Genomic DNA, 18,643 nt, shown 5'->3' on the forward strand with positions numbered 1-18,643 from the left:
GAGTGATCAATGGCCCGCACCGGCACGACGGACGACGGCGACGAGCTGCTGACCAGGCTCGGGGCGCTGACGGCTCAGGCGCGTGCGCAGGCCGAGCTGCAGCGGTCGCGGGTCGAGCTGGCCATCGCGCTGCAGCGCGGCATGCTCCCGCGCGACCTGCCCGTCGCCCGCCGGCTGCATCTCGCCGTGCGGTACGCGCCCGCGTGCCAGGGGCTCAACGTGGGCGGCGACTGGTACGACGCCTTCACCCTGGGCGACGGCCGGATCGGTCTGTCCATCGGTGACGTCCAGGGCCACAACATCGAAGCCGCCGCCTTCATGGGACAGGTGCGGGCCGGGCTGCGGGCCCTGGCCTCCGTCACCAGCGAGCCGGGCGAGGTCCTGGCCCGGACCAACGAACTGTTGCTGTCGCTGGGCTCCGACCTGTTCGCCACCTGCACGTTCATACGGCTCGACCCGTGTGCCGGCGTGCTGGAGAGCGCGCGGGCCGGGCACCTGCCCTGCGTCTGGGCCACGGCCGACGGGAAGTCCGGCGTCACCGAGGACGAGGGCGGGCCGCCGCTGGGCATCCTGGCGGGGATGTCGTATCCGGTGACCCGGTACGAGCTGACCACGGGGGGCATGTTCGTGCTGCTCACGGACGGTGTGGTGGAGGGGCCCTCCCTGCCGCTCGAGGAGGGCCTGGACCAGGTGACGCGGCTCGCGGGCGTCGCGGCGATGGCGGGCATGGACGTGGACGCCCTCGCGGCCGCCCTGATCAAGGGCGCGGAGCGGGTGGGGCACGACGACGACGCCGCCGTGCTGGTCGTCGGCCTCGACGGACCGGAGGCTCAGCCATAGGGCCGCAGGGCCCCCGCTCTCACCTCGCCGTCGCGGCGGCCTCGGTGTCTCATGGCTGCTGTGGTGGGTAGCCGGGATCTGCGTACGCCGGCCGTCGTCGCTCTGCAGACGCTGGCCGTCGCCGCCTGCTACTACGTCTCGGGGCAGCTCGGCCTGATGCGGGAACTGGTCGTCGAGGGCGCGGTCGTCACCCCGATCTGGCCGCCGACCGGCGTCTCGGTCGCGTTCCTGCTGATCTTCGGGCTGCGCTGCTGGCCGGGGATCGCCCTGGGCGCCTTCTTCGTGATCCTCTCCCTCACTTCTTTGGACCCCTGGGCGTTCGGCGTGCTGGCGGGCAACACCGTGGCCCCCGTCGTGGGATACCTGCTGCTGCGCCGGACGGGTTTCCGAACCGATCTGGCGCGTCTGCGGGACGGTCTCGCCCTGGTGTTCCTGGGCGCGCTCACCGCCATGCTGATCAGCTCGACCACCGGCGCGGGCATCCTGCTCGCCACGGGCAGACTCGAATGGCCGGGCTTCTGGGCCGTGTGGCTGGCCTGGTGGGTGGGCGACGCGATGGGCGTGCTGATCGTCACCCCGGTGCTGCTCCTGCTCTCCCGCGTCCGCCCGCCGCTGCGCCTGTCGCGCTGGAAGGAGGCCTCGGGTCTGGCGCTGATCGTCTGCTGTGTCGTTCCGCTGACCGCGCACAGCCCGGTCAGTCTGCTCTTCCTCGTCTATCCCCTGCTGATCTGGGCGGCTCTGCGGTTCCAGCTGGCCGGCAGCATGCTGTGCGCCCTCTTCGCGTCGGTCATGACCACGGTGGCGGCGACCGACCGGGCCGGGCCGTTCGAGCGGCTGACCAGGGTCGAGGTGATGATCAAGCTCCAGGCGTTCAACGGGGCGATGGCCCTGACTGCCCTGATCCTTTCGGCCGTGATCACCGAGCAGATCCACACCCGTCGTTCGGTGGAGCGCGCGTGCCAGGAACTGGTCGAGGTGCTGGAGCACCTCACCGCGGGCGAGTCGGCGGACGGCCGGGCCCCTCTGGAGGAGGGTGGGGTCGGGCGGAGTCGGGGCGAGTGACCGTGCGACTCCCGTGGACCCGCCGGGTGGCGGCGACCGCGGCATAGGGTTGACGCCATGACCGAGGTGGAGGTGCTGCAACTGCTGGTGTCGCCCGCGCACCGGCTGGCCGGACGGCCGTCGGACGGCCCCTCCCCCGGCCCGTCGGACGAGCGCGTCCCCCAGGTGGAAGTGCGCCGCGGCCTGGGGCTGGTCGGGGACCGCTACTACGCCCGGCCGGCCCACCGGAACGCGGCGGTGACCTTCATGGCCGCGGAGAACTTCCCGGCGGACGCCGACCTGAGGCAGACCCGCCGCAACGTCCTGCTCCGCGGCGTCGACATCGACTCCTGCGTCGGATCGACGATCGCCCTCGACTGCGGTACCGGGCCGGTGCTGTTCGCCGTGAACCGGCCGGCCCGGCCGTGCGCCTGGATGGACGTGACCATCGGCCCCGGCGCCCAGCGCGGGCGGGGCGGTGTGCGGTGCACGCCGCTGAGCGACGGGGTGATCACGGTGGGCCCGGCGACGTTCCGCGTCGTGGCCGGGCCCGTCGACACCGGGACCTGAGACCTGCGGCCGGGCCCGGCGGGGTCAGCCGCCCGCCGGGGGCGTGCGGATGGCGGCGATGTCGAGTTGCAGACGCACCTTCTCACTCACCATCGCGCCTCCCTCGGCGAGCCTGCTGTTGTACGTCAGCCCCCAGTCGGAGCGGTTGATGGTGGTGGTGCCGTCGAATCCGACCCTTTCGTAGCCGAAGGGGTCGGTGACGTGTCCGATATAGGTCATCTCCAGGACGACCGGCCGCGATATGCCCTTGATGGTGAGCTCGCCCGACATGTGAAAGAGGTCGGCGCCCATCTGTTCCACCGCTGTGCTGGTGAAGCGCATACGCGGATAAGTCGCGGCATCCAGGAAATCCCGGCCGACCAGGTGGGCGTCGCGTTGTTCCACCCCGGTGTCGACGCTCGCGGTGAACAGCGTGAGGTCGGCCCGCGATCGGGCGGGGTTGCGCGCGTCGAAGTAGAGGAGGCTTTCGTACTCCAGGAAACAACCGCGCACGGTGGTCACCATGGCATGCCGGACGGAGAAGCCGATCCTGCTGTGAGCAGGGTCGACGACCCATTCGCCGGTGAGATTCGCCAGGTCGGGGTCGGGCAGGACCGCAGTGGGGGAAGCCGGTGCGCCGGCGGGACGCTGTGGGGGGACTGGCGGCGCCTGCCGGCGGGACGGCACGACGCGGTTGAACAGGTTCATGATTCATCTAGGTACTTGAGTTTGCTTATGGCCGCAAGTCCCCTTGGCGTTTATGGCTGTTACGGAGGAGCACCTGACCTTTTTGCCGCCGCTTTACACAGAATCCACACATGCCTGTCGCGAGGTGCCGACGAAATAACCATCCGGAAGTCCCGGAATTTTCATTTCGGGCATTTCGGCGATTCGGCCGGTGTCACCTCGATCGCGAGGTCGTTGTCGACGGTGAAGTAGGGGCGTGAGGACGTTCCGCCCGCCGTGAGCGCCGGGTAGACGAAGACGTGCTTGCGGTCCGCCACGTCGTCGAGGAGCCGGCCGATCCTGACCAGTGGCGCGTCGGCGGCGGGCCGGACGAAGGCGTCCCAGATCCGGCCCGGGGCTTCGTCGCCCCCCGTCAGGTCCTCCTGGCCGGCGGTGAACGAGAAGCCCCTGCCGTCACCGTCGATCCGGGGGCGCAGGTCCCGTACGGTGCCGGTCCCCCGCAGGCGCAGCCGTACGGTGGCGTCCGCCTGGAGTTCGGCGCCGTGCAGGCGGGCCTCGACCGTCACGGCCTGGTCCGTGACGTCGATGGTGCGGGCCTCCGCGTGGGCGGTGCGCCGCCATGCCCTGAGCGCGAGGAAGCCGTCCTTCGTGACGTACGGGATCCTGACGGCGACCGGTGAGGGCCGGTCGCGCAGGTGGCCGTCGACGAGGGCGCGCAGGTCTCTGAGGCCGGGGCGCAGCCGCTGCCGCTCGGCTCCCGGTTCCGGCAGCAGGTACAGGTCCCAGCGGCCCTCGTCGAGGGCGGGGTGGGGTTCCAGTACGGCGTGCAGGTCGCCGTCGTCCCGGCCGGGCTCCAGGTCGAGGAGGTGGAGCGTCGTCTCGGGGCGGCCCTTCTCGGGGCGCAGCCGGAGGAGCAGCTGGGGGTGGGTGGCCGGGGCCGGCGGGAGGCGGAAGGTGATGCGGCCGTCCGTGTCGATCGCGCAGTGGGTGCGCAGGTGGGTGTCGAGGTGCGTGGTCATCGGCGTCCCTTCCGTATCGCGCGGAGTGCGCCGGCGGCCGCGGCGTGGGCCGCGTCGCGGGCGGCGTGGCTCCGGCCGATCAGTGCGCTGTTGCTCCGGTGGTTCTGGGAGGTGGAGGCCGGTCGGTCCGTGGTCCGGGCCGCGAGGGCGTCCTCCAGGATGCGTTCGGCCTGGGCGACGACGGGGCCCGGGGCGAAGCGGTGCGCGTTCTCCAGGGCGGTGCGGCCCATGCGGCGGCGCCGTTCGTCGTCGCCGACGAGTTCCAGCAGGGCCGAGGCGAGGGCGTCGGCGTCGCCGACCGGCACCAGCCGGCCGTCGGCTCCGTCCTGGATGATCTCGCCGGGGCCGTAGGGGCAGTCGGTGCTGACGACGGGCAGTCCGCAGCGCATCGCCTCGACGATGGTCATGCCGAACGGCTCGAAGTTGGAGGCGGCCGCGCCGATCGAGCCCTTGGCCCACTCGGCCTCCATGGGGGTGGCGGCCCCCATCAGGAACACGTTGTTCCACAGGCGGAGCCGCTCGATGAGTTCCCGCAGCCTGGGCTGTTCCTCGCCCTTGCCGTAGATACGCAGCTGCCAGTCCGGGAAGGCGGCGGCGACCTGGGCGAACGCCTCGATGAGCAGGTCGTAGCGCTTCACCGGAACCAGCCGCCCGGCGGCGACGACGACCTTGGCGGTGCCGTCGGCGGGAGGCAGCGCGGGGTCGGGGACGCTGTTCGGGAGGGCCTCGACGTGGACGCCGGGCAGCCACATCTTGCGCCGGTAGGCCGCGGCGTCCGCTTCCGTGACGGTGGTGATCACGTCGAGGCGGCGGTAGGCGCGGCGCAGTGCGGTGCGCAGGGCGGGCGGGTGGTTGTCGAGGGTGAGGTGCTCCTGGCCGACGCGCAGGACGCGCTGCGGCGCCTGCCGCGCGATGTGCACGTTGAGGCCGGGGCGGGTGCCGATGACGACGTCGGTGTCGATCGCCTCCAGGCACTCGCCGATCCGCTGGTCGGTCAGCTCGCTGTACTGGCGGTGGCGGTACTCGGCGGACGGGAACACCTTCGCCGGTCTCTGGTGCAGCGGATGGTCCGCCTCCTTGCGCAGGTCCACCAGCGCGCGCAGCCGCACCCGGGGGTCCAGGACGAGGTTGGGGTGCTCGCGGTGGCGTAAAGCGGAGACGATCTCCACGTCGTGCCGCTCGGCGAGCGCCCCGGCGAGGTTGAACGTGGTGGTGATCGTGCCTCCGATTCCATAGGCGTTGTGAATCAGGAAAGAAATCTTCATGTCGGCCTAGACGACGCCAACCACCGGACAGTTGTTCGCTGTTATCACTCTGTGGCCTGCAGGAATACGGGCACGGACCGGCCGGTTCCGGAGTGATCTCGGACATAAGTGGTCTGGGCCATACCGGTCTGCCGCCCGAATGTGCATAGCTTGATGTGTTTGCCCGCAGCAGCGTCGCGTCATCGGGTGCACCGTCGTCATCGATCTCCAGGAGACCCATGCGCCCCCGCATATCCCCCCTTCCGCGCATCACCTCGCTTCCACCCCTGGCCCTGGCCGGCGGCGCGCTGGCCGTGGGTGCGGGCGGGCTGTATCTCGCCGGGCTGATGCTGACCGGCGGGGAGATCGACTCCGGTACGACGGTGCGCGGGGTGGAGATCGGGGGCCTGAGCCGCGCGGAGGCGGTACGGAAGCTGGAGCGGCACCTGGACGCGGCCGGGGCACGGGAACTGCGCGTGAAGGTCGGTGACCGCACGGGCACGGTCGATCCGCGGCGCGCCGGGCTCTCCTTCGACGCCGAGGAGACCGTCGACCGGGCGGCACGCACCGGCGCCGGCCCGGTCAGCGTGATCGGCGGGTTCTTCCGCTCGGGCGGTGCCGTCGAGCCGGTCGTACGCCTCGACGAGGACCAGGCCCGGGCCGCCCTCGGCCAGGTGGCGAAGGGGCTCGACCAGAAGGTCCGGGACGGTGCCGTGGCCTTCGACGACGGGCGGGTCGAGGTGGTCGCCCCACGCACGGGGTACACGCTGGACGTGGCCGGCGCGGTCGGCCCGCTGCGCTCCTCCTTCGTGCGCAGCCTGCGGGGCGATACCCCGGCGGTCACGCCGCTGCCCGCCCGCGAGACCCGGCCGAAGGTCACGGCGGACGAGGTCCGTCGGGCGGTGCGCACGTTCGCCGAGCCGGCGATGTCGGCGCCCGTCACACTCACCGCGGGCGGCAAGCGGTTCACGGTCGGGCCGGCCGTCCTGGGCGAGCACCTGGCGATGCGGCCGGACGGCGGCGGAAGACTGAGACCGGAGCTGGACGCCGAGGGGCTGCGCGACGATCCCGCCGTGGCGGGCCCGCTGAAGGACGTCACCACGACCGCCCGGAACGCGACGCTCCGGCCGGACGGCGACAAGGCCGTGGTAGCCGAGGACGCCAGGGTGGGCCAGAAGGTCACCGACAAGGCACTGGGCAAGGCGGTGCTGCCGCTGCTCACCAGGTCGGGCGCGGACCGCGGCGGTCAGGTGGCCGTGGACCGGACCCAGCCCGAGGTCACCCGCGAGAACGCCGCCCAGCTGGGCCTGACGGAGAAGATGTCCTCCTTCACCGTCCACTTCGAACCGGCCGAGTACCGCACGAAGAACATCGGCCGGGCCGTGGAACTCATCAACGGCTCCCTGGTCAGGCCCGACGAGACGTGGAGCTTCAACCGGACCGTCGGTGAGCGCACCGAGGCGAACGGATTCGTCGAGGGCATCATCATCCTCAACGACCAGTTCACGAAGGCGTCCGGCGGCGGCGTCTCGTCCGTGGCGACGACCGTGTACAACGCGCTGTTCTTCGCCGGGGTCAAGCCCGTGGAGCACGGCGCGCACTCCTTCTACATCGAGCGTTACCCGGAGGGCCGCGAGGCGACGGTCGCCTGGGGCAGCCTGGATCTGAGGTTCACCAACGACTCCGGCAAGGCGATCTACATCCAGGCCGAGTCCACGGACACGTCCGTGACCGTCTCCTTCCTCGGCACCCGGAAGTACGACGAGATCAAGTCGGTCAAGGGCCCGCGCACCGAGGTGAAGAAGCCCGGGAAGAAGGTGAGCGACGACAAGGAGTGCGTGCCGCAGACGCCGCTCGAGGGGTTCGACGTCACCGTGGAGCGGGTCTTCTACGACGACGGCCGCGAAGTGAAGCGGGAGCCGTTCCGTACGCACTACACGCCGCGTGACGAGATCGTCTGCGAGTGATCCGCCCGGCGGTCGCCTTCCCGTTTCCCTTCTTCTGGAATTCTCCTTTCCCACCGGGGCGTTGACCCGCCCTCAGGGCCCCAGCACAATGAGCGCCCAGTGCTGAGAGCGCTCTCAAAGGAGACCCATGACTGGCAGACAAGGCCCGGCGCCGAGCCGGCGTTCGCTCATCGGTGCCGGCCTCGGCATCAGCGCCGCGGGGATCGCCGCGGCAGGCTCCGGGCAGGCCCTGGCGGCGGGTTCGGACGGCGCCGGGGGTTCGACGGAGACCGGCCCGCTGTCGGCCCCGGCCAGGGGACGCGCCTTCCTCGCCGCCGCCATGGACGCCTACCCCGACCACGGCGGCATCCGCCTGACCCAGAGCTACACCGACCAGGCAGGCCTCTTCAGCACCGCGTTCACCTACGACAACGCCCTGGCGATCCTGGCCCACCTCGCGGCCCGGCGTCCGGAGAGCCTGGCCAGGGCGACAGCGTTGGGCGACGCCCTGCTCTACGCGCAGACGCACGACCCGGCGTACGACGACGGCAGGCTCCGGCAGGCCTACAACGTCGGGCCGTACACCTTCTACGACGGCTCGCTCCAGCCCGACGGCTTCGTCCGGGCGGACGGCACCGCCAACGTCGGTACGCAGTTCGGCTTCACCGGCACGGCCGTGGGCGACATGGCCTGGGCGGGCATCGCGCTGAGCGCCCTCGCCCGCCGTACGGGGGCGCGCCGTTTCCTCGCCGGTGCCGTACGGATCGGTGAGTGGATCGAGCGGACCGGTCGTACCGACGAACCGCTCGGCGGCTACAAGTTCGGGGTGGACGGGGCGAATCAGCGGCTGCCGTTCACGTCGACCGAGCACAACACCGACCTGGTGTGCCTCTTCGGCCGGCTCGCCCGGCTGACCGGCGAGAGGGTGTGGCTTCAGCGGCGGGCGCGGGCCGAGGCCTTCGTGCGCCGGATGTGGGAGCCGGCCGGGGGCTTCTTCTACACCGGCACCAACGACGGGGTGACCATCAACAAGTCCCCGGTCCCGGAGGACACCCAGACCTGGACCCATCTCGCGTTCGGCTCCCGCACGGGCGGGTACGCCCGCTCGCTGGACTGGACCGTGGCGCAGCTGGCCGTCCTGGATCACTCCGGCCGCACGAACAGCACGGTGCCCGCGGGGCAGACGTACGAGGGCGTCACCTTCAGTTCCGCGAGCCTGGTGGCGAACGAGGACGCGCCGATCGCGGAGGGCCAGCCCAAGCCCGACCGCAACGGTGTGTGGTTCGAGGGGACGGCGCATCTCGCGCTCGCCCTGCGGGACCGCGGGAAGCGTGGCGACGAGGCGCGTGCCCGGCGGCTGCTCACGTCGACCGAGCAGGCCCAGGAGCTGCTGGGCGGCGGTCAGACCGTCGGCGGCAAGGCGCTGCCCGAGCGGGCCGGGGTGGTGTCCGCGAGCAGTCCGCTGGACACCGGGTTCGGCTTCGGCTATTACCCGTACCGGCACACGGGCGCGACCGCCTGGTACCTGATGGCGGCGGCGCGCTTCAATCCGCTGCGGGCGTGACGGGCCGGGCCCGGCCCGCTGTGGCGCACAGCGAGCCGGGCGGCTCTCAACTGACGCGGTGGACGGCCTGGTTGCTCAGTTCGTAACGGGCGCCGACGATCGCCAGCCGGCCCGTGCTCACCTTGGCGGCGAGGTCGGGCTCCGCGGCCAGCCGGGAGCGGACGAGGCGGACGTTGGCGTCGACCGTGGCGTCGATCCGTGCGTCCCCTTCCGTGCCGTGGTCTATGGCCGGGCGTATCTGGTCGGCGAGGTACTGGATGTGGGCGGGCAGGTGCCCGCCGGACCGCTCCGCCTCGACCGCGGCCCGCACCGCGCCGCACGACTGGTGCCCGAGCACCACGACCAGCGGTATGCCCAGTTCCAGGACGCCATAGGCGACGCTGCCGAGCACGGCCTCGTCCAGGACCTCCCCGGCGGTGCGTACGGTCATCAGGTCGCCCAGTCCCTGGTCGAAGACCAGCTCCGGGGGCACGCGGGAGTCGATGCAGCCGAGCACGACCGCGAAGGGGTGCTGGGCGGTGGTCAACTCCCGTCGGGTGGCGGGGGTTTCGTGCGGGTGGCGTTCGCGGAAGGCGCGCCAGCGGCGGTTGCCCGCGGCCAGTTCCGCGAGGGCCTCCTGCGGGGTGCTCGGCCGTGGTCGGGTGCCGGGCCCGCTCGTGGCGGCGGCCGGGCGGGCGGCTGTGAGGCCCGCGCCGAGGGCGGCGGCCCCGGTCAGCGCGGTGCGCAGAAGAGCGCGGCGGACGGTGCCGCCTGTGGTCGGCCGTGGACCGGCGAAGGGGTGCGGTTCAGGGCCGGTGCCTCTGTGGGCGGTGGCATGTGAGTTCACGGCCAGAACGTATGCCCGGCCGAGCGCCCAACCGCGGTCCTTGCCGTTTCATGGTGAGAGTTGGGTAAGTGATGTTCTTACCTTGAACGGCTTTTGACGGTTCCTCAGGCAACGAACAGCACGCCCGGGCCTCCCGGCCCGGGCGTGCTGTCATGCGGAGGTGATCAGACCGGTCAGACCAGGTCGAACCGGTCCAGGTTCATGACCTTGACCCACGCGGCGACGAAGTCGTTCACGAACTTCTCCTTCGCGTCGTCGCTCGCGTAGACCTCGGCGAGCGCCCGCAGCTCGGAGTTCGAGCCGAAGACCAGGTCGGCGCGGGAGCCGGCCCACTTGACCTCGCCGGTGGCGGCGTCGCGGCCCTCGAACGTGGTCTGGTCCTCGGAGGTCGCCTTCCACGTCGTGCCCAGGTCGAGCAGGTTGACGAAGAAGTCGTTCGTCAGCGAGCCGGGCGTCGTGGTCAGGGCGCCGAGCTGGGACTGCTGGTAGTTGGCGCCGAGCACCCGCAGGCCGCCGACCAGGACGGTCATCTCGGGGGCGCTCAGGGTCAGCAGGTTCGCCCGGTCGAGCAGCAGGTACTCGGCCGGCAGGCGGTTGCCCTTGCCGTGGTAGTTGCGGAACCCGTCCGCGGTCGGCTCGAGCGCCTCGAAGGACTCGGCGTCGGTGTGCTCCTGCGTCGCGTCGACACGGCCCGCGGCGAAGGGGACCTCCACCTGGAAGCCGGCTTCCTTGGCGGCCTTCTCGACGGCGGCGGAGCCACCGAGGACGATCAGGTCGGCCAGGGAGACCTTCTTGGCACCGGAGCCGGAGTTGAACTCCTGCTGGATGCCTTCCAGGACGCGCAGGACCTGGGCCAGCTCGTCGGGCTCGTTGACCTCCCAGCCGCGCTGCGGCTCCAGGCGGATACGGGCGCCGTTGGCACCGCCGCGCTTGTCGCTGCCGCGGAAGGTGGACGCCGAGGCCCACGCGGTGGACACCAGCTGCGAGACGGACAGACCCGACTCGAGGAGCTTGGTCTTGAGGGTCGCGATGTCCCCGTCGTCGATGGGCTCGCCCTCGGCCTCGGGCAGCGGGTCCTGCCACAGCAGGGTCTCCTCCGGGACCTCCGGGCCGAGGTACAGCGACTTCGGGCCCATGTCACGGTGGGTCAGCTTGAACCAGGCGCGGGCGAAGGCGTCCGCGAACTCCTGCGGGTTCTCGTAGAACCGGCGGGAGATCGGCTCGTAGATCGGGTCGAAGCGCAGCGCCAGGTCGGTGGTGAGCATCTTCGGGCGGTGCTTCTTCGAGGAGTCGTGCGCGTCCGGAACGATCTCCGGGGCGTCCTTCGCCACCCACTGGTTGGCGCCGGCCGGGCTCTGCTCGAGCTCGTACTCGAACTCGAAGAGGTTCTTGAAGAACCCGTTGCTCCACTGGGTCGGCGTCGAGGTCCAGGTGACCTCCAGGCCGGAGGTGATGGCGTCGCCGCCCTTGCCCGTGCCGTAGGTGCTCCGCCAGCCCAGGCCCTGCTCCTCCATGGAGGCGGCCTCGGGGTCGTCGCCAACGTGGTCGGCCGGGCCGGCGCCGTGGGTCTTGCCGAAGGTGTGACCACCGGCGATCAGGGCGACGGTCTCCTCGTCGTTCATCGCCATGCGACGGAACGTCTCACGGATGTCGCGGGCCGCGGCGATCGGGTCCGGGTTGCCGTTCGGGCCCTCCGGGTTGACGTAGATGAGGCCCATCTGGACCGCGCCGAGCGGGTTCTCCAGCTCGCGGTCGCCGGTGTAGCGCTTGTCGTCGAGCCAGGTGGTCTCGGGGCCCCAGTACACGTCCTCCTCGGGCTCCCAGACGTCCTCGCGGCCGCCGGCGAAGCCGAAGGTCTCGAAGCCCATCTGCTCCAGGGCGACGTTGCCGGTGAGGATCATGAGGTCGGCCCAGGAGATGCTCTGGCCGTACTTCTTCTTCACGGGCCACAGCAGACGGCGGGCCTTGTCGAGGTTGCCGTTGTCCGGCCAGCTGTTGAGCGGGGCGAAGCGCTGCTGTCCGGCGCCGGCGCCGCCGCGGCCGTCGCTGATGCGGTAGGTGCCCGCGCTGTGCCAGGCCATACGGATCATCAGGGGGCCGTAGTTGCCGAAGTCGGCCGGCCACCAGTCCTGCGAGGTGCTCAGCACCTCGGCAATGTCCTGTTTCACGGCCGCGAGGTCGAGGGCCTGGAACGCCTCGGCGTAGTCGAACTCCCCACCGAGCGGGTTGGCCACCTCGGGGTTCTTGGCGAGGATCTTCAGGTTGAGGCGCTCCGGCCACCACTGACGGTTGCCGCCCCCCTGGGTGGGGTGCAGGGCGCGGCCGTGCGCCACGGGGCAGCCGCCGCTCGTCTCCTCCTGCTTCGCGTCGGTGACGATCGCGTCGTGGTTCTCAGTCATGGAAATCCTTCCGGACGGGGTGGAACACGGTGCTCGGGTGGATCACGTCGCTCAGGTACTGCGGGCTGTGGAGCAGGCGGGGCACAGGCCCCAGTAGATGACCTCGGCCTCGTCGACGGCGAAGCCCCGGTCGTCGGACGCGGTCAGGCAGGGGGCGTGGCCGACCGCGCAGTCGACGTCGGCGACGGCCCCGCAGGACCGGCACACGAGGTGGTGGTGGTTGTCGCCGACCCGTCCCTCGTAGAGGGCCGGGCTGCCAGGGGGGTCGAGGCGGCGTATGAGTCCCGCCGCGGTGAGTGCGTGGAGCCCCTCGTACACGGCTTGGACGGAGATGTGGCCGACGCGGCCGCGTACCTCGGAGGCGATCGCCTCGGCGCCGAGGTGGTCGCCGTCCCGCACGGCCTGGAGCAGTGCGACGCGGGCGGCCGTAACCCTCAGGCCGGCACCGCGCAGTTCTTCGGCGGCGGTCGGGTTCCGGGATGCGGTCATGGCGGACAACCTAGCCGCACAAACACGAATGATTCAAGAAAACGAACGGTTCAATTTTGGTGTCGCGCAGGTGCGGCTCGATAGGACGCGTGTGCGGCTTGGGGCGGCACCCCTGTTGGAGGCACTGTGAGTTCGGTCACAGCGCCGATGGTCGGGCTTCGGCGCGGTGGCGGGATGGTGTCAGCCGTGTCCGTGTCGCGCCAGCACCGCCCGTGCGGTTTCGGCCATGGCCTCGTCGACCATCCGGCCCTCGAAGGTGAGGGCGCCGATGCCGTCGCGCTGGGCCGCTTCCACGGCTGCGACGAGGCGCGCACAGCGGTCCAGCTCCTCGGGGCTGGGGGCGAAGACCTCGTTGATCACGCGGACGTGGGTCGGGTGGACGGCCATCATCCCCTCGTATCCGAGGGCCCGGTTCTGCTCTGCGAAGGCGCGCAGGCCCGTCAGGTCGGCGATGTCCGTCCACAGTCCGGTCACCGGGCCGGGCGCTCCGGCGGCGCGGACGTCGAGCAGGACGCGGGAGCGCAGGGCCAGGGTCTCGGTGCCCTGAGGGCTCCAGCGGTAGCCGACGGCGCGTTCCACATCGCCGCCGGGTGCGGTCAGGGCGCCGACGTGGGCGACCCGGGGGGCCGCGGCGGCGATGTCGTAGGCGTCGTGCAGGGCGCGGGCCGACTCCAGCAGCGGGACGAGGGCCGTCGTGCCGGCCGGCAGGCCGTGCTCGTGTTCGCACCAGCCGATGAGACGGTCCGCGAGCCGTACGTCGGCGGCGGTGTGCACCTTGGGCAGGACCACCCCGGCCAGTCCCGGGCGTACGACGGCACGCAGTTCCTCGGCGGCGGTCCAGTCGTCGAGCGGGTTGACGCGGACGAACAGGGCCATGCCGCCGGCCGGTTCCGCGGCGGCCTCCGCCAGGGCCTCGGCCACCCGGGCCCGGGCGAGCGGCTTGTCGGGGGCGGGAACCGCGTCCTCCAGGTCGAGAACGGCGGCGTCGGCCCCGGCCGCGCGCGCCTTGGGCAGCCAGTCCGTACGGAGGCCGGGGACGAAGAGGAGGGAGCGGAGCGGGGGCCGGGCGGTGGTCGAACTGTGGGGCTCAGACGACATCGTTCTTCTCCAGGTCGGCCAGTTCCCGGTCGCTCAGGCCGAGCCAGTCCCGGTACACGAGGTCGTTGTCCTCCCCCAGCGCAGGCCCGGTGCGCCAGACGCGGCCGGGGCGCCGGCGGAAGTGCGGGATGACCGCCTGCATGCGGACGTCGCCCAGGTCGGGGTCGGCCACGGTGACGATGTCGCCGCGTTCGGCGTAGACCGGGTCGGCGGCGATGTCGGCCGCGTCGAACACCCGGGAGGCCACCACCTCGGCACGGGCGAAGGCCTCCAGGCACTCGGCGGCGGTGCGGTCGGCCACCCATGCCCGCAGGCCGTCGTCCAACTCACCTCGCCGCGCGTGCTGTTGCTCCGAGGTGGCGAACTCCTCCTCCGGCAGTCCCAGCAGCCGGGCCACGTTGCGCACCGAGCGCAGGGTCGCCGAGGTCACGGTGATCCACTGCTCGTCCCGGGAGCGGTAGGTGTTGATCACGGCGGCGGGCGCGACCGCCAGCTGGTTGCCGGAGCGCTGCGGCACGGTTCCCAGCTGGTCGTGGACGATGACCTGCCACTCCACGAGCCGGAACAGGGGCTCGAACAGGGCGAGGTCGATCCACTCGCCGTCGAAGCCGGGGTCGTGGTCGCGCCGGTGGAGGGCGGCGAGGACGGCATAGGCTCCCATGAGGCCGGTCACGGCGTCGCCGTGCGAGAAGCCGGTGTGGACGGGCGGCCCGTCGGGGGAGCCGGTCAGGTGGACGACGCCGCTGCGGGCCTCGCCCATCTTGCCGAACCCGGGGGCGTCGGCCTGACTCGAGGTGGCGCCGAACCCTGAGATCTGGAGCAGGACGGCCTTGGGGTTGATCCGGTGCACGGACTCCCAGTCGAGGCCCCAGCGGCGCAGACGCCCGGCGCGCAGGGTGACGATGACGACGTCCGCCCAGGCGACGAGCCGGTGGGCGACCGCGCGGCCCGCCTCGTGGTGCAGGTCGAGCGTGACGGAACGCTTGTTGCGGGCGGCCACCTTGAACCACAGGGGAACGCCGTTGCGCCGGGGCCCCATCGCGCGGGCGGCGTCACCGGCGCCCGGGGGTTCGACGTGGACCACGTCCGCGCCCTGGTCGGCAAGCATCGAACCCGCGAGCGGGCCGGCCACCACATGAGCGAACTCGACCACCTTCAGTCCGCACAGCTGGCCCTGCCCGGTGGTGTTCGGCATGTCCTTGTCCGACACGGATGCGTCCCCTCGGCTGAACTGGTCCGGTTCTTCAGACTGCCGAGGCGCAGAAATGCCTGTCCAGCAAAAGAAGACCATCAATCCATGCGTCTGATGCATGAATCGAGGCGCTCGACGGTGACTCAGGCCCAGGACACTCCCGGCGGCAGCTCCCGGCCCTGGGCGCGGAAGTCCTCGAGCGTCTCCAGGAAGTGCTCGGTGACGCGCGGGAGGGTACGGCGGGCCCGCAGCGCGATGTCGAGGCGCCGGTCGACCACGGGCTCGACGAGCGGCCGGAACACGAAGGGGCCGGTGCCCAGCAGCGGCAGCACCAGGGCGGGCAGCGCGCTCACGCCGAGTCCGGCGGCGACCAGTCCGCCCACGGTGGCGACACTGCCGGCCTCCGCCGCCGGTACGGCGTGCGCGTCGACCTGGCCGAACGCGGCGTCCGTCAGCCGCCGTACGCTCGAGTCCCGTCCGACGGCGAGGAACGGTTCGCGGGCCAGGTCCGCCCAGCCGACCTCGTCGCGTGCGGCGAGCGGATGGTCCTCGCGCAGGACGGCGACGAAACGGTCACGCACCAGCGGCCGGTGCTCCAGCCGCGCGGGCGGCAGGCCGACCGTGGTGATGGCGAAGTCCGCGTCGCCGGACAGGACCCGGTCCAGTACGGCCCGTTCCAGTCCGTCGAGGAGGCGTACGGCCACGCGCGGCCGGTCGGTGCGGAAGCCGGAGATGACCTGGGGAAGCAGCACGGCGGCGACGGAGGGCAGGGTGGCGACGGCGACGGTGCCGGACTCGCCGAGCAGGAAGCGGTCCAGTTCGTTCATCCCGGCCCGGTGGGCGCTGAGGATCTGTTCGGCGATCCGCAGCGCCTCGGTGCCTGCGGCGGTCAACTGAACGTTGCGCGTGTCGCGTTCGAGGAGCTGGGCGCCGACCTGCCGCTCCAGGTCGGCGACTGCGCGGCTGAGGGACGACTGCGAGACGCCCAGCCGGGCGGCCGCCGCGGTGAAACTCGTCGCCCGGGCGACGGCCGCGTACGCCGTGAGTTGACGCAGGGTGGCATCCATGGCCGGGAATCGTACGCCGGAGCGAGCCGATTGATGCGGGGATCGCATGGACAGATACCGGTTTGATGCTGGACAGGGATCATCCGGGGCTCGGACACTCTCGGCTATCCCCGTCCGCCCCGCCCCACTCCGCTCTCCGCGCCGGGAACCGCGACCCGAGAAAGCGAGCCACCATGCCGGCAGCCCTGGGCTTCGCCACGATCGCCCTGTTCCTGTTGCTCACCATGACCAAACGGGTCTCGGTGCTGGTCGCGCTCGTGGTGCTTCCGGTGCTCGCGGCACTGGCGGGCGGAGACGCGGGCGAGTTGGGCGGGATGGTGCTCGACGGGCTGTCGAAAGTGGCCCCGACCGGCATCATGATCGCCTTCGCCGTGCTCTACTTCAGCCTCATGGTGGACAGGGGTCTGTTCGATCCGCTGATCCGCGGTCTGCTCCGGCTGGCCAAGGGCGATCCGCTGCGCGTCACCGTCGCCACGGCCGTCCTCACTCTGTGCGTGGCCCTGGACGGGGACGGGGCCTCCACGTTCCTCATCACCGTCTCCGCGCTGCTGCCCGTCTACCGGAAGCTGGGCATGAGTCCGCTGGTGCTGTCCGGGGTCGTCTGCCTGGGGGCGGGCGTGATGAACATGATTCCCTGGGGCGGGCCGACGGTGCGGGCCATGGCGGCGCTGAAGCTGGAGAGTTCGGACGTCTTCACGCCCGTGCTGCCCGCGATGGGGTTCGGGATCGCGTGGGTCCTGGTGGCGTCCTGGCTGATCGGCCGCCGGGAGCGGCGGCGGCTCGGCGCTCTCACCGGGCCGGGCACGGAGGCCGCCGTCGGCGAGCCGCTTGCCGCTACGGCTCCTGGTGAGCCGACAGCCGCCGCTACGGCCCCGGCGCCCGATGACGGGCTGGTTCCCTCGAGGCCCCCCGCGCCCGGCGACGAACCGGCTCCCGCGAGGCCCCCCACCCCCGGTGACGGGCCGGGCGCCGTCCGGGTCGCCGCGCCCACGCCGCGCTGGCTGGCGCTCTTCAACCTGCTGCTGACCGTCGTGCTCGTCGTGGCGCTGATCCTGGAGGTCATGCCGCTGCCGGTGCTGTTCGTCCTCGGGTTCGCGGTGGCGCTCCTGGTCAACCACCCCACGTGGGAACAGCAGCAGGCGCTGCTCGACCGGCACGCGAAGAACGTCGTGCTCGTGACGATCATGATCTTCGCGGCCGGTGTGTTCACGGGGGTCCTCACCGGGACCGGGATGATCGACGACATGGCCGAGGCGCTCGTGTCCGTGATACCGGACTCCCTCGGCGGCCATCTGCCGGTTCTCGTGGCCGTCACGGGCATGCCGCTGAGTCTCGTCTTCACCCCGGACGCCTACTACTTCGGCGTCCTGCCCGTCCTCGCCGAGACGGCCCACGGCTTCGGCTCCGACCCGGCGGAGGTCGCCCGGGCCGCCATCCTCGGCCAGATGACGACGGGTTTCCCGCTCAGCCCGCTCACCGCAGCCACGTTCATCCTGGTCGGCATGAGCGGCGTCCAGCTCGGCGAGCACCAGCGCTTCATCTTCCGCTGGGCCTTCGCCACCACGCTCGTGATGACCGCCGCCGCCGTCCTGACCGGCGCGCTCTCCCTCTGACGGAGGATCGGCACGCCCCCTGGGGGGAAACCGGCCGTCTACCGGTCCGCCGACGAGGTCAGACGGTCGAGCTGGGCGGCGGCCGTCGCCGCTTTGCGGTCCGCCTCGCGGACGCGGCGGTCGGCCGTGCGCGCCCGCTCCCGGGCCGACCGCTCGGCGAAGCGGGCCTGCTGGTGCTCCTCCCTGGTGCGGGCCAGCTCCTCGCTGAGTTCGTCGACGCGCTGCTGGAGGCGGTCCACCTGCTGTTTCGCCTCGTGTGCGGCCTGGCCGGCGGCCGCCGCCTCGTCCTTCAGCGCCCGCAGTTCCCGGTCGGCGGCCTCGGCCTCCCGGCGGGCCTGCGCCAGCCGTCGCCGCTGTTGCTCGCCGGCCTTCCGGTCCGGACGGGAGGGGGCAGACGCGGCGGACGGGCGGCGCTGCGTCGGGGCGCTGTCCGGGACGGCCCTCTCCTTGACGGCGCTCCCCGCGGCGGCCGGGAAGCCGACGGCGGCACTGAGCGGCTTGGCCAGCCGGCCGCTCGCCCACGCCTCGGCGGCCTCGGGGTCGGCCAGGACGGCGTGCAGGGTGTTCTCGACCTCGCGCAGCACGCCTTCGCCGATCGGATGTCCGGCTTCCACGGCGAGCTGCCGGGCCTGAGCGGACAGGGCGCGGATGAGCGCGTGCTGCTGCCGGCTCAGTTCGCGCAGCTGGGTGCGGTCCAGCGACTGGTGGGCCTGCCGCAGTCCTTCGCCCAGGCGGAGCAGGGGCTCGACGTCGCCGGGCCGGCTGCGGACCAGGAGGTTGCTGGCCCAAGCGGCGAGGCTGGGTTTGCGCAACGCGCCGATCCGGTCGGCGAGTTCACGGTCGCCGGCCGTGCGGGCGGCGGCCACGGCCGATGAGCGGGCGGCCGTGAACTCCTCCGGTCGCAGGGCGTACAGCTCGTCGGCCACAGCGTCGAAGTCCATGAGCGTCCCTTTCGCATGGAGGCGCTGTTCCGATCATCCCAGGCGAGACCGCGAGGGGCTCGCGGAGCGCGGCATTCCGGCAGGGAGGAACGCTCTGGAGGTACCCCGTTCATGATCCGGAAATCGAC

General features: G+C 71.8%; 16 protein-coding genes. 6 read left to right on the forward strand and 10 right to left on the reverse strand.

Translation table 11 applies throughout. The features are described 5' to 3' along the window. Window positions 1-9 precede the first annotated feature (9 nt). The 3 genes from ACZ3I3_RS22010 to ACZ3I3_RS22020 are packed head-to-tail and all read left to right on the forward strand — an operon-like array spanning window position 10 to window position 2,451. Window positions 10-840, forward strand: a complete 831-nt coding sequence (locus ACZ3I3_RS22010; RefSeq protein WP_467367510.1) for a PP2C family protein-serine/threonine phosphatase — start codon at window positions 10-12, stop codon at window positions 838-840. 51 nt (window positions 841-891) lie between these two features. Continuing rightward, on the forward strand, window positions 892-1,902 hold the full coding sequence (locus ACZ3I3_RS22015; protein ID WP_467367512.1) for an MASE1 domain-containing protein: 1,011 nt from the start codon (window positions 892-894) through the stop codon (window positions 1,900-1,902). A gap of 57 nt (window positions 1,903-1,959) precedes the next feature. Then, window positions 1,960-2,451 (forward strand): molybdenum cofactor biosysynthesis protein, encoded by a 492-nt coding sequence (locus ACZ3I3_RS22020; RefSeq protein WP_467367514.1) that lies wholly within the window; start codon window positions 1,960-1,962, stop codon window positions 2,449-2,451. Between the two features lie 24 nt (window positions 2,452-2,475). Here the strand turns inward: ACZ3I3_RS22020 and ACZ3I3_RS22025 are convergent, their stop codons facing one another. From ACZ3I3_RS22025 to ACZ3I3_RS22035, 3 genes are all read right to left on the reverse strand, one after another. Next, window positions 2,476-3,138, reverse strand: a complete 663-nt coding sequence (locus ACZ3I3_RS22025) for a YceI family protein (protein ID WP_356924980.1) — start codon at window positions 3,136-3,138, stop codon at window positions 2,476-2,478. A 161-nt stretch (window positions 3,139-3,299) separates the two neighbouring features. Then, the gene (locus ACZ3I3_RS22030) at window positions 3,300-4,136 is read right to left on the reverse strand and encodes a transferase (RefSeq protein ID WP_467367516.1); all 837 of its coding nucleotides are present in this window, start codon (window positions 4,134-4,136) and stop codon (window positions 3,300-3,302) included. Further along, window positions 4,133-5,401, reverse strand: a complete 1,269-nt coding sequence (locus ACZ3I3_RS22035) for a glycosyltransferase family 4 protein (protein ID WP_467367518.1) — start codon at window positions 5,399-5,401, stop codon at window positions 4,133-4,135. The genes ACZ3I3_RS22030 and ACZ3I3_RS22035 overlap by 4 nt, the downstream gene beginning before the upstream one ends. Before the next feature lie 218 nt (window positions 5,402-5,619). Here ACZ3I3_RS22035 and ACZ3I3_RS22040 point away from each other — a divergent pair, with 218 nt between their 5' ends. Together ACZ3I3_RS22040 and ACZ3I3_RS22045 are read left to right on the forward strand one after the other, a co-directional pair. Then, on the forward strand, window positions 5,620-7,347 hold the full coding sequence (locus ACZ3I3_RS22040) for a VanW family protein (protein ID WP_467367520.1): 1,728 nt from the start codon (window positions 5,620-5,622) through the stop codon (window positions 7,345-7,347). Window positions 7,348-7,474: 127 nt separating this feature from the next. Continuing rightward, window positions 7,475-8,890 carry a Tat pathway signal sequence domain protein gene (locus ACZ3I3_RS22045; RefSeq protein WP_467367522.1) on the forward strand — a complete coding sequence of 472 codons (1,416 nt, stop codon included), beginning with the start codon at window positions 7,475-7,477 and terminating at the stop codon, window positions 8,888-8,890. Between the two features lie 46 nt (window positions 8,891-8,936). On the opposite strand, the gene ACZ3I3_RS22050 is transcribed toward ACZ3I3_RS22045, so the two are convergent. The 6 genes from ACZ3I3_RS22050 to ACZ3I3_RS22075 form a co-directional block, all read right to left on the reverse strand. After that, a complete protein-coding gene (locus ACZ3I3_RS22050) occupies window positions 8,937-9,716 on the reverse strand; it encodes a carbonic anhydrase (protein ID WP_467367523.1) in 780 nt (259 codons plus the stop codon). 173 nt (window positions 9,717-9,889) lie between these two features. Then, window positions 9,890-12,115 carry a catalase/peroxidase HPI gene (gene katG, locus ACZ3I3_RS22055; RefSeq protein ID WP_467367525.1) on the reverse strand — a complete coding sequence of 742 codons (2,226 nt, stop codon included), beginning with the start codon at window positions 12,113-12,115 and terminating at the stop codon, window positions 9,890-9,892. Window positions 12,116-12,166: 51 nt separating this feature from the next. Next, window positions 12,167-12,604, reverse strand: a complete 438-nt coding sequence (locus ACZ3I3_RS22060; protein WP_467367527.1) for a Fur family transcriptional regulator — start codon at window positions 12,602-12,604, stop codon at window positions 12,167-12,169. A 180-nt stretch (window positions 12,605-12,784) separates the two neighbouring features. Continuing rightward, the gene (locus ACZ3I3_RS22065; protein WP_467367529.1) at window positions 12,785-13,702 is read right to left on the reverse strand and encodes an HpcH/HpaI aldolase/citrate lyase family protein; all 918 of its coding nucleotides are present in this window, start codon (window positions 13,700-13,702) and stop codon (window positions 12,785-12,787) included. Further along, window positions 13,692-14,897, reverse strand: a complete 1,206-nt coding sequence (locus ACZ3I3_RS22070) for a CaiB/BaiF CoA transferase family protein (RefSeq protein ID WP_467367671.1) — start codon at window positions 14,895-14,897, stop codon at window positions 13,692-13,694. The genes ACZ3I3_RS22065 and ACZ3I3_RS22070 overlap by 11 nt, the downstream gene beginning before the upstream one ends. Before the next feature lie 140 nt (window positions 14,898-15,037). Further along, the gene (locus tag ACZ3I3_RS22075; protein WP_467367531.1) at window positions 15,038-15,961 is read right to left on the reverse strand and encodes a LysR substrate-binding domain-containing protein; all 924 of its coding nucleotides are present in this window, start codon (window positions 15,959-15,961) and stop codon (window positions 15,038-15,040) included. 173 nt (window positions 15,962-16,134) lie between these two features. On the opposite strand from ACZ3I3_RS22075, the gene ACZ3I3_RS22080 reads away from it, so the two are divergent. Further along, window positions 16,135-17,574, forward strand: a complete 1,440-nt coding sequence (locus ACZ3I3_RS22080; protein ID WP_467367533.1) for a CitMHS family transporter — start codon at window positions 16,135-16,137, stop codon at window positions 17,572-17,574. Between the two features lie 38 nt (window positions 17,575-17,612). Here ACZ3I3_RS22080 and ACZ3I3_RS22085 read toward each other — a convergent pair whose 3' ends face one another. Beyond that, on the reverse strand, window positions 17,613-18,515 hold the full coding sequence (locus ACZ3I3_RS22085) for a hypothetical protein (protein WP_467367535.1): 903 nt from the start codon (window positions 18,513-18,515) through the stop codon (window positions 17,613-17,615). Window positions 18,516-18,643 lie beyond the last annotated feature (128 nt).

Source organism: Streptomyces sp. NPDC016851, from assembly GCF_055562795.1.